Raw genomic sequence first — 11422 nt, 5'->3', positions numbered from 1 at the left:
CGACCCTCGCCGCTGAGGGAGGGCGGCTACCCTCTCTCAGCGTTCCTTTCTGACCCATTCGGCAGCGAAAGTCATAAGACAAGCAATTCCAGGAAGTGTGAACGGCTTTCCGTCCGGAATTGCGTTCCTGTGAAACGATGAGCCATTCCAGGTTATGGAAAAAACACGGCCTCGCCCTTCAGCGCCTCGGCCAGCATCTTCTCGTACTTGCCGCGCGGCACGTCGATTGCACCGAAGCGTTTGAGATGCTCGGTGGTGAACTGCGTATCGAGCAGTGCAAAGCCACGCGCCTTCAGGCGTTCGACGAGGTGAACCAGGCAGGCCTTTGACGCGTCGGTCTCCCTGGCGAACATGCTCTCGCCGAAGAACACGCGGCCGAGCGATACGCCGTAGAGCCCCCCGACCAGTCGGTCGTTGTGCCAGGCCTCGACCGAATGGCAATGGCCCATCCGATGCAGCTCGATATAGGCTTCGCGGATCGGCGCGTTGATCCAGGTCGACCGACGTTCCTCGCGCTTTTCAGCGCAGGCCTCGATCGTTGCCTCGAAGTCGAAATCGATGCGGAACTCGAACAGGTTCTTGCGGATCGTCTTTCTCAGGCTTTTCGGTATGTGGAACCCGTCGAGCGGAATGATGCCGCGCGTCTCCGGCCGCACCCAGAATACTTCGGGGTCATTGGCGCTTTCGGCCATCGGGAAGACGCCGGAGGCATAGGCTTTGAGCAAAAGGTCGGTCGGGATGCGATAACCGGGTGCGTAGGGACGGGTCATCGCTTCGCCCCTGTATCACTCGCCTTCGGCCAGGTATTTTTCCAGCCAATGGATGTCGTAGTCGCCATTGGCGATGTCGGCGTTGCCAACGAGGTCGCGAAACAGTGGCAGCGTCGTCTTGATGCCGTCGACGACGAATTCGTCGAGCGCGCGCCGCAGCCGCATCATGCATTCGACGCGGTTGCGGCCATGCACGATCAGCTTGCCGATCAGGCTGTCGTAGTAGGGCGGGATCTTGTAGCCCGAATAGACGCCGGAATCGACGCGGATGCCGAGGCCGCCCGGCGTGTGGAAATGGGTGATGGTGCCCGGCGAGGGGGTGAAGGTGCGCGGATCCTCGGCATTGATGCGGCATTCGATGGCATGGCCGTGGAAGCGGATATCCTCCTGGCGCACCGAAAGCCCGCCGCCCGAGGCGACGCGGATCTGCTCGTGCACGAGGTCGATGCCGGTGATCGCCTCGGTCACCGGATGTTCGACCTGCAGGCGCGTATTCATCTCGATGAAATAGAACTCGCCGTCCTCATAGAGGAATTCGATGGTGCCGGCGCCGGAATAGCCGAGATCGGCGATCGCCCTGGCGCAGACGCCGCCAATATGCGCGCGCTCCTCGGCATTGAGCGCCGGCGAGGGCGCTTCTTCCCAGACCTTCTGGTGGCGGCGCTGCAGCGAGCAGTCGCGCTCGCCGAAATGCACGCCGCGCCCGGCGCCGTCGCCGAACACCTGCACTTCGATATGGCGCGGCTTCTGCAGATATTTCTCGATATAGACTGCGTCGTCGCCGAAGGCCGCACCCGCCTCCGAGCGTGCCGTCTGCAGCGCCACCTCGAGATCGGCCTCGCTACGCGCCACTTTCATGCCGCGCCCGCCGCCGCCGGCCGATGCCTTGATGATCACGGGGTAGCCGATCGCGGCGGCAATGCGCTTGGCTTCCTTGTCCTCGGTGACCGCGCCGTCGGAGCCGGGCACCACGGGAATGCCGAGGCGTTTTGCGGTACGCTTGGCCTCGATCTTGTCACCCATGATGCGGATATGGTCGCCGGTCGGGCCGATGAAGGTGATGTTGTGCGCGGCGAGGATGTCGGCGAACTTGGCGTTCTCCGACAGAAAACCGTAGCCGGGATGCACCGCGTCGGCGCCGGTGATCTCGCAGGCGGCGACGATCTGGTGGATGTTGAGATAGCTGTCGCGCGACGGCGGCGGGCCGATGCAGACGCTCTCGTCGGCGAGACGCACATGCATGGCGTCGGCGTCGGCGGTCGAATGCACCACCACCGTCTGGATGCCGAGCTCCTTGCAGGCGCGCAGCACCCTGAGGGCGATTTCGCCGCGATTGGCGATGAGGATTTTCTGGAACATCTTTCGCCTGTTCCCGGCTCTACTCGATCACGACGAGCGGCATGCCATATTCGACCGGCTGCGCATCTTCAAACAGGATCGCCGTCACCGTGCCGGCGCGCGGCGAGGGGATCTGGTTCATCGTCTTCATTGCTTCGATGATCAGCAGCGTCTGGCCTTCCTTGACCTTCTGGCCGATTTCGATGAACGGCCTGGCGTCGGGCGACGGTGCCAGATAGGCGGTGCCGACCATCGGCGAGGCAACGGCGTTCTTCGACACGTCGGGCGTCGCCGGCGCGGCCGCTGCCGCAGGCTGCGCGGCTGCCGGGGCATAGGCCGGCTGAGCTGCGGCGACGGCATGGACGGCCGGGGCCTGCCGCGAGACGCGCACCTTCAGATCGCCCAGCTCGACCTCGATCTCGGTCAGGTTGGTGTCGTTCAGTATGCCCGCCAGATCGCGGATCAGCTGCTGGTCAACACCGTTCTTCTTTATCGACATTTTCGAGCCTTCTGTTTGTTGGCCGGTCATAGGCGTGCAGCCAGCGCCTGCAGCGCCAGCGTGTAGCCGAGCGGCCCGAACCCGCAGATCATGCCGACGGCGACCGGCGCGACCATGGAGACGTGGCGGAATGGTTCCCGCGCGTGGATGTTGGAGAGATGCACCTCAGCGACCGGCAGCGGCGCGACGGCGCGGATGGCATCGTGAATGGCGATCGAGGTATGGCCGTAGGCGCCCGGATTGATGACGATTGCGGCGGCCTTGTCGGCGGCCTCGTGGATCCAGTCGACGAGGTCGCCCTCATGGTTCGACTGGCGGAAATCGATCTCCAGCCCAAGTGCGGCACCTGCCTGCTGGCAGTCGTCGGCGATCGCGGCAAGCGTCTTGCCGCCATAGATGCCCGGCTCGCGCTTGCCGAGCGCGTTGAGATTGGGGCCGTTCAGGACGAAAACCGTTTTCAAAAAATGCCGACCTTTCCCGGCGCGGCTAAGCCGGCGCGCCGGACCCTCTATAATGGGCATAGACGCTGGCGAAAAGAGCGCAAGTGCGTTCTTTCGCCGTCCACAACAGCCGGAAAACGGCCCGTGCCAGAAACCCGCAGCCTAATCGAAACCCGAATGCTGATCAGAGCGCGGCCTTCGCCGCCTCGATCTTTTCGGCCAGCACTTCCTGGCCAAGCGCGCCGAACACCACCTCGTTGCCGACGACATAGGACGGCGTTCCGGTGATGGCGAGCTTGGTGGCGAGGTCATAGGTCTTGGAGAAGGCCTCGGTGATGCTCGGGTCCTTCATCTTTTCGCGCAGCGCCGCCTCGTCGGCGCCGAGCGACAGCGCCACCTTGATCGCCGCCGCCTCGGTGGCGCGCCCCTGGCCGCCGAGCAGGGCATTGTGGAATTCGCCGTATTTCTCCGGCTTCATCAAATGGAAGGCCATCGAGACGACGCTCGCCTTCTGCGAATCCGGGCCGAGGATGGGGAACTCCTTGAGCACGAAGCGCAGGTCCGGATCGGCCTTGGTCAGCGCGCGCATGTCGTCGATGGCGCGTTTGCAGTAGCCGCAATTATAATCATAGAATTCGACGATGGTGACCTTGCCGTTCGGATTGCCGACAACACCGTCGAATGAGGAATTGAAGATCTGGTCCTTGGCGTCTTTGATGACACCGAGACTGGCGACGCGCTGTTCTTCCTTCTGCTTGGCCTCGAGTGCCTGCTGGGCCTCCAGAAGCACTTCCGGGTTCTTCAGGAGATAGTCGCGGACGATGCCTTCGACTTCGGCACGGTCGAGCTTGGTACCTGAGGACGTCGTCTGGGCAAGCTGTGCCATGCCGGCCTTCGCCGTCTGCGGATTGCCGGCGACGAAGCCGAACGCCAGCATGGCGAGAGCCGCTGCCACTCCGGTAGTGCCCAGCAGAATTGCCTTTGTCATGATCCTCGATCCTCTTGCCTGTGTTCGGGTCCGCCCGGTTTGGCTGTGTCGCAGCCTGCGTCCGAAAGGTTCACTTCTTCTTACCTGATGGTGCGTAGTTTATAATGTCCTGCGCGCGAAGCCAGCCCGGCTCGCCCCGCTTCATGCTCTGCTGCGCCCGCATGGCGAAGATTTTCGCATTCTTGTAGTCGCCGGAATAGAAATGCCCTTCGGCGGTTGCAAGCTCGGCGGCCGGGATGTTGCCGAGTTCCCCGTAAGCCTGTGCCAGATAGCGGTATCCGGCGGCGTTTTCGCGATCCCGTCCGAGGCCGGTGTTGATCTGCGCCACCGCCTTCTTCAGCGAATCCTGCGTGCCGATCGCCATCAGCGCCTGGCCGTACGAGACCGGCAGCAGCCCCGATCGCGCCGGATCGAGGCTGACCGACTTGGCATAGGCGTCCGCCGCATCCTTCGGCCGGTTCGCCTTCATCAGGATGTCGCCGCGCAATTCCTGGAAATAGGGATTTTTCGGCTGTTCCTTGATCAACGCGTTGGTCTTGGTGAGCGCCGACGCCAGATTGCCGAACAGATAGGTCATCTGCGCGTCGCCATAGCGTGAGGCGAGGCTGCCGGGGTTCTTGCGCATCAATCGCGACGCCGCCGCCTGGCCCTGCATGTAGGCGGCGATCTTGATGCGCATCATGTCGTGGCGCTGCTGCAGTGCCGGAGGGTCGACCTTGTCGACGTAAGGGCTCTGCTTCACCAGCACTTCGAGATTGGCGATACGCTCCTGCGGCATCGGATGGCTGATCCTGTAGGGATCGACTTGCGCGCCCGAGAGCGACAATGCGTTCTGGAAGCGGCCAAACGTCTTCAGCATGCCCATGCCGGACTGGCCGGTTGCATTGAGATAGGTGATCGCCGAACGGTCGGCGGTCATCTCTTCGGTGCGCTGATAAGCGAGGATACTGCGTTGCGCCATCTCGCCGCCGCCGGCCACCACGCCCCTGCCGGCGCCGGCGAGACCGCGGCTGTTGCTGGTGGCGCCGGCCACCATGGCGCCGGCGCCAAGCAGCGTCGCCAGGATCGCCATCGTCTTGGCGCGCTCGAGCTGTTCTCGCAATTTCTGCTGGTGTCCGCCGGCGATATGGCCGGCCTCGTGGGCAATGACGCCAATGATCTCGTTGGGCGTTTCGGCCGTCATCAGCGCGCCGGTGTTGATGAACAGCCGGCGGCCGGCAACAAAGGCGTTGAAGCTCTGGTCGTTGACCAGCACGATGTTGATGGCGTCGCCCGACAAGCCCGCCGCCTTGAAGATCGGCCGCGCGTAATCGCGCACCAGCGCCTCGATCTCGGCATCGCGCACAACCGGCACATTCTGCGCAAAGGCATTGACCGAGCCGGCTATGGCGACCACCACGGCAAGCGAAAGCATCGCGAGGGCGCGCGCTGTCCTGGCGATCGTCGATTTGGGTCGGCTCAACATGGCAGGTCCACTGGTAGACGAGTGGGCGAAGGATGAAAAGTCGGCAGCCTAAACTTACCGAACTTGTGATCCCCACACCAATCGGGCATTTGTGCGGCGCGGCCAGCATGGCCGGCACGTGTGGACAAGTGTGGTGGATTGAAAAATGGTTGTTTCGCTTTCGCGCCGCGGCGCGGTCGAACCGTTCCATGCCATGGACATCCTGGCCGAGGCGAATCGGCTGAAAGCCAAGGGCCTGCCGGTCGTTTCTATGGCCGTCGGCCAGCCTTCCGATCCGGCGCCGGCCGGGGTTCGCGAAGCGGCGGCCAATGCCTTGAAGACAGGCCGCATCGGCTATACCGACGCGCTGGGCCTCGCCGGCCTGCGCAAGGCGATCGCGGCGCATTATGGCGAGCATTACGGGCTTGACGTTTCGCCCGAGCGGATAGCCGTCACCACCGGATCGTCGGCTGCCTTCAACCTCGCTTTCCTGGCAATGTTCGATCCAGGCGACCGCGTCGCCATCGCTGCGCCCGGCTATCCTGCCTATCGCAACATCATGGCCGCGCTCGGCATCGACATCGCCGAGATCGAGTTGGACGGCGCCGCCTATCTGCATGCCGAGCACCTGCAAGCCGCGCACCGCGAAAAACCGCTGAAGGGCGTGCTGTTCGCCAGCCCGGCCAACCCGACCGGCGCGGTCATTCCCGCCGGCGATCTCGAGGCGCTGGTCAAAACGGCGCAAGAGCTCGGCATCGCCGTCATCTCGGACGAAATCTATCACCGGCTGGCCTATGCGGCGCCCGACACGACGGCGCTTGCTTTCGGCGCGGATGTGACGGTGATCAATTCCTTCTCGAAATATTATTGCATGACCGGCTGGCGCATCGGCTGGATGGTGCTGCCGCAGGAACTGGTGCGGCCGGTCGAGCGCATCGCCCAGAGCCTCTACATCTCGCCGCCCGAACTGTCCCAGATTGCCGCGATCGAGGCGTTCAAGGCGACGCCAGAGCTGGAAGCGGTGAAGGCGCGCTATGCCTGGAACCGCGAGCTCCTGATGCAACGCCTGCCGGAGCTCGGCTTTGCTTTGGCCGCGCCTATGGACGGCGCGTTCTACGCCTTCTGCGACGTCACCAGGCACACCAATGAAAGCATGACGTTTGCGCGCCGGATGCTTGCCGAGGCGCATGTGGCGGCGACGCCGGGCCGCGATTTCGACCCGCTGCAAGGCCATCGCACGATGCGCTTTTCCTATGCCGGCAGCCACGACGACATGGTCGAGGCGATGGCGCGTATCGAACGCTGGCTGAAGTAGCGGGGGCGACGATGCCGGAGCTCGAACAGGCGCCTCAACTTGAACAGGCGTTGCGCGAGGTCGCCGCCGAAATGGCGGAGCGTACCGATCGCGGCGACGTCGCCAGCTATATTCCCCAGCTCGGCAAGATCGATTCGAAAAAATTCGGCATTGCCGCGGTGACCAATGACGGCCGCGTGCTGACCGCGGGCGATGCCGACGAGGCGTTTTCGATCCAGAGCATCTCAAAGGTGTTCACGCTGACGCTGGCGCTCGGCAATGTCGGCGACGCGCTGTGGCAGCGGGTTGGGCGCGAACCTTCGGGCAATCCGTTCAACTCGATCGTCCAGCTCGAGCACGAGAACGGCATTCCGCGCAATCCATTCATCAATGCCGGCGCCATCGTCGTCTCGGACATCCTGCTTGCCGGCCATCAGCCGCGCGAGGCGATCGGCGAGATCCTGCGCTTCATCCAGTTCCTGGCCGATGACGACACAATCGTCATCGACCGCGAGGTCGCGGCGTCCGAACGCGCCACCGGCTTTCGCAATTTCGCGCTTGCCAATTACATGAAATCGTTCGGCAATCTCCACCATGCGCCGGAACTGGCGCTGGGCGTCTATTTCCACCATTGCGCTATCGCCATGAGCTGCCGGCAACTGGCCCTGGCCGGCCGCTTCCTTGCCAATGCCGGCAAGAACCCGGCGACCGGGCATTCCGTCGTGTCGGCCGAGCGCGCCCGCCGCATCGGCGCGATGATGCTGACCTGCGGCCACTATGACGGCTCCGGCGACTTCGCTTTCCGCGTCGGCATTCCCGGCAAGAGCGGCGTTGGCGGCGGCATATTGGGGATCGTGCCGGGGGTCGCCTCGCTTGCCGTATGGTCGCCAGGCCTCAACGCCAACGGCAATTCCAGGCTGGGTTCGATCGCGCTGGAAAAACTGGCGAAGATGATGAACTGGTCGATCTTCGCGCCATAGTGTCGTCGCCTGAATTGGAGCAAAAAATCCCGCGCAGCCGATCGGCAGCGCGGGATTTTTTTTCAGAAAGTCTGGCTAATGCGCGGAAAAGCTTAGAAAAAGCCCTTCCGTTGCCACCAGCCGGCACGCTTCGGCTTGTCCTCGGTCTTTGCTTCCTCGGTCTTTGCCTCGTCGGCCTTTGCCTCGTCCGGGACGATCGAGGAGACGACCGGCACGACCGGAGCATCCACCGGTACGGGCTTGCGCCGCGACGGCCGGACCTTCGGCGTTTCCTCGGCAGCCGCCACTTCGGTCTCCTGCGGCACCGGCGCGGGGGTCTCGCCGGAAGCCACGGAGGCGGCCTCGGCAGCCGATGTCTCGGCGCCCGCAATCTCGGCAACTGCTTCCGCCGCAACCTTCTTCGGCTTGGCGGCGCGGCGCGGCTTCTTCGGCTTTTCGGCGCTCGGCATGTCGTCGTTCGCCGGAGCACGCACCGCAAGCTCTTCGGCCGGCGGCGCGCCTTCCGGCTCGCCGGTCACGGGCTCTGCTTCCGACACCGCACCTTCCGTCATGGCGGCCGGCTCGCCGGCGCTGGCTTCGATCTCGCCTTCGCCCTCTTCGCGGCGATTGCGCTTGCCGCCGCGCTTGCCGCGCCGGCGCTTCTTGCCGTGACCGTCGTCCGCCGCTTCCGCCGTTTCGGCAACACCGGCCGGCGCTTCACGTTCCGCTTCGGCGCCTTGGTCGCCCGCGGCTACGAAGGCGTCGTCCGTCGGCGCCGAAACGGAAGCACCTTCCACAGCAGCGCCATGTTCGCGGTCCGCGTGTTCACGATCCCCGTGTTCACGATCCCCGTGTTCACGATCCTTGCCGCCGCGCCGTCTGCGGCGCTTGCGGCGCTTGCGATCGCGGCCTTCGCCGTCCTCGCCGGACCTTGGCTGCTGCGGCTGCTGGGCAGGGCGTGGCTGCTCGGCCTGCACCGGTTCCTCGTCTTCCTCTTCGATGACGATCTCGTCCTCGGGTTCTTCCGGCTCGACATAGGCCGGGAACGTGCGCGCCTCGACAAAGCCTTCCGGCTTTTCGGCCAGCGCGCCGCGGAAGATGGCATAGTGTTGTGCACCGACCGCGTCATCGGCTTCGATGGTGATGGTCACGCCGAAGCGATGCTCGAATTCCACCAGCGTGCCGCGCTTGTGATTGAGCACATAGAGCGCGGTCGCCGCCGGCGTCCGCACCGTGATGTGGCTGCGCGAATCCTTGAGCAGGAATTCCTCGATTGCCCGCACCACCATCAGCGCGACCGACGAATCGGAGCGCACATGGCCGGTGCCGCCGCAATGCGGGCAAGGCTTCATGGTCGATTCCAGCACGCTGGCGCGGATGCGCTGGCGCGACATCTCCATCAGGCCGAAATGCGAGATGCGGCCGACCTGGATGCGGGCACGATCGTTCTTGAGGTGATCCTTCAGCCGCTTCTCGACGGAGCGGTTGTTGCGGTTCTCCTCCATATCGATGAAGTCGATGACGATGAGGCCGGCGAGATCGCGCAGCCTCAATTGCCGGGCGACTTCCTCGGCGGCTTCCAGATTGGTGTGAAGTGCGGTGTCCTCGATCGAGTGCTCCTTGGTGGAACGGCCCGAATTGACGTCGATGGCGACCAGCGCTTCCGTCTGGTTGATGATGATGTAGCCGCCGCTCTTCAGCGTCACCTGCGGCTGCAGCATGCGGTCGAGCTGCGCTTCGATGCCGTTGCGCACAAAGATCGGCGTCGTGTCGCGGAACGGCTGAACCACCTTGGCGTGGCTCGGCATCAGCATGCGCATGAAGTCCTTGGCCTCGCGGTAGCCTTCTTCGCCGGAAACCAGGATCTCGTCGATATCCTTGTTGTAAAGGTCGCGCACCGAGCGCTTGATCAGGCTGCCTTCCTCGTAAACCAGGGCAGGGGCCGTGGATTGCAGCGTCAGATTGCGGACGTTTTCCCAAAGCCGCATCAAATATTCGTAGTCGCGCTTGATCTCTGCCTTGGTGCGGCTTTCGCCTGCCGTACGCAGGATGACACCCATGCCTTGCGGCACTTCGAGATCGGCGACCACTTCCTTCAGCCGCTTGCGGTCCTGCGCATTGGTGATCTTGCGCGAAATACCGCCGCCGCGGGCCGTGTTCGGCATCAGCACCGAATAGCGGCCGGCCAACGACAGGTAGGTGGTCAGCGCTGCACCCTTGTTGCCGCGCTCTTCCTTGACGACCTGCACCAGCAGGATCTGCCGGCGCTTGATCACCTCCTGGATCTTGTACTGGCGACGGACCGGCTTGCGGCGGTTGCGCACTTCTTCCAGCGCGTCCTCGGCGCCGACCGATTCGACCTCGTGATCGTCCGGATGCGAGGATTGCACCTCTTCCAGCATGCCGCGATCGTTGTCTTCGGAGGTTGCTTCGCCGCTTGTCTCGGCCCCGCTTGTCTCGGGCCCGCTTACCTCGACTTGTGGGACGGCTTCCGAGATTACGTCGGCATCGACGTTGGCAGCGATGGAACTCGAACCGCCTTCGGACGGCTCGGTCTCACCGCGATCGGCGGCTTCATCGCTCTGCCCGGCGGCACCCTCGCTCTGTCCGGCAATGTCGGACATGGTGTTGTCGTCAACGGCATCCAGCTTTTCTGCGACGGCATCTTCGCCGTTCTCGCCATTCTCGCCGTCAGCCGCGCCTGCCTCGCGCCTGTGCTCGCCGCGGTCGCGGCTTTTGCCGCCGCGCCGGCGTCCGCGCTTGCCACGGTCGCGGCTCTGGCGGTCCTCGCCTTCGGCGGCTTCCTCGTCCTCTTCGTCCTGGGCTTCCTGTGCTTCCGCACGCAGCAGCGCCTGACGGTCGGCGACCGGAATCTGGTAGTAGTCGGGGTGTATTTCACTGAAGGCGAGGAAACCGTGACGGTTGCCGCCATATTCGACAAAGGCTGCCTGAAGAGAAGGTTCGACGCGCGTTACGCGGGCGAGATAGATGTTTCCTTTGAGCTGCTTCTTGTCCTGGGATTCAAAGTCGAATTCTTCAATACGGTTACCGCGAACGACGACAACGCGTGTTTCCTCCGGGTGGGAGGCGTCTATCAGCATTTTGTTGGGCATTATTTCGTTTCCTCCCGGCAGCCGTCGGCCGCAGCTTGCGAGGCAATGCCCGCTGCCGTGGACCTGGAACATGGGTGCCGGACAATTGAACGTCCGCCGGCCGCTGCCTGAGCGCCATGGCGGTGCCGCCCGCAGCCGTAGTGGCGCGGTTTGTTGCGGACCTTTCCATGATTGCGCTTGAAGCCATCGTCACCAGCAGAACCTTTTGAACCAAAGCCCGGAAAAAACCGGACCAGCTTGTTTGCTCATACAGAGCCGGCACGGGACAATCCCGGCCGTTTTGCTCACGCAGGCGATTCCCCCGCCACGGGAGCACGCCTGCGAAAATCGTCGCGATCACCGATGCCTTCTTCGCCTGAAGCGAAAGGAGCCGTCTTGCGTCTGACCTGTAGCAGGAAGCTGCGGAGGAGGACGGTTCCAGGATTGCAGTGATCCACCATCGCTTTTATGATTTGGCGGGTTGGAAGGCAACCCCGATTCCCGATGCCGGCAAAAAGCCGTTCCGCAGCGGAAGCCCAGGTTCCAAGCCTTCCATGAAAAGGCTTGGTTAACCTTCTCTGGATACCAATCGTTAATC

The 11422-nt window shown here is 63.7% G+C and carries 9 protein-coding genes; 2 read left to right on the top strand and 7 right to left on the bottom strand.

The window, feature by feature from the left end; translation table 11 throughout:
* Window positions 1–152: 152 nt before the first annotated feature.
* From aat to NKI72_RS24715, 6 genes are all read right to left on the bottom strand, one after another.
* Window positions 153–770: a leucyl/phenylalanyl-tRNA--protein transferase gene (gene aat, locus NKI72_RS24740; protein ID WP_352835967.1), complete on the bottom strand. Its 618-nt coding sequence runs from the start codon at window positions 768–770 to the stop codon at window positions 153–155.
* A gap of 15 nt (window positions 771–785) precedes the next feature.
* On the bottom strand, window positions 786–2129 hold the full coding sequence (accC, locus tag NKI72_RS24735; protein WP_023674822.1) for an acetyl-CoA carboxylase biotin carboxylase subunit: 1344 nt from the start codon (window positions 2127–2129) through the stop codon (window positions 786–788).
* A gap of 19 nt (window positions 2130–2148) precedes the next feature.
* Window positions 2149–2607 carry an acetyl-CoA carboxylase biotin carboxyl carrier protein gene (gene accB, locus NKI72_RS24730; protein ID WP_292662508.1) on the bottom strand — a complete coding sequence of 153 codons (459 nt, stop codon included), beginning with the start codon at window positions 2605–2607 and terminating at the stop codon, window positions 2149–2151.
* Window positions 2608–2633: 26 nt separating this feature from the next.
* The gene (gene aroQ, locus NKI72_RS24725; RefSeq protein WP_352835964.1) at window positions 2634–3068 is read right to left on the bottom strand and encodes a type II 3-dehydroquinate dehydratase; all 435 of its coding nucleotides are present in this window, start codon (window positions 3066–3068) and stop codon (window positions 2634–2636) included.
* Between the two features lie 163 nt (window positions 3069–3231).
* Window positions 3232–4035: a DsbA family protein gene (locus NKI72_RS24720; protein WP_352835962.1), complete on the bottom strand. Its 804-nt coding sequence runs from the start codon at window positions 4033–4035 to the stop codon at window positions 3232–3234.
* Between the two features lie 70 nt (window positions 4036–4105).
* Window positions 4106–5500, bottom strand: coding sequence for a M48 family metalloprotease (locus NKI72_RS24715; protein WP_352851069.1), 1395 nt, complete (start codon window positions 5498–5500; stop codon window positions 4106–4108).
* A gap of 145 nt (window positions 5501–5645) precedes the next feature.
* Here NKI72_RS24715 and NKI72_RS24710 point away from each other — a divergent pair, with 145 nt between their 5' ends.
* A complete protein-coding gene (locus NKI72_RS24710) occupies window positions 5646–6794 on the top strand; it encodes a pyridoxal phosphate-dependent aminotransferase (protein WP_352835957.1) in 1149 nt (382 codons plus the stop codon).
* Window positions 6795–6805: 11 nt separating this feature from the next.
* On the top strand, window positions 6806–7753 hold the full coding sequence (locus tag NKI72_RS24705) for a glutaminase (protein WP_352835954.1): 948 nt from the start codon (window positions 6806–6808) through the stop codon (window positions 7751–7753).
* A gap of 92 nt (window positions 7754–7845) precedes the next feature.
* On the opposite strand, the gene NKI72_RS24700 is transcribed toward NKI72_RS24705, so the two are convergent.
* Window positions 7846–10845 carry an Rne/Rng family ribonuclease gene (locus NKI72_RS24700; protein ID WP_352835951.1) on the bottom strand — a complete coding sequence of 1000 codons (3000 nt, stop codon included), beginning with the start codon at window positions 10843–10845 and terminating at the stop codon, window positions 7846–7848.
* Between the last annotated feature and the right edge of the window lie 577 nt (window positions 10846–11422).

It is taken from the genome of Mesorhizobium sp. M0437, from assembly GCF_040321335.1.
Taxonomy (GTDB): domain Bacteria; phylum Pseudomonadota; class Alphaproteobacteria; order Rhizobiales; family Rhizobiaceae; genus Mesorhizobium.
The sequence above is the reverse complement of the archived record's forward strand: the minus strand, read 5'-3'. Positions and strand labels throughout refer to the sequence as shown.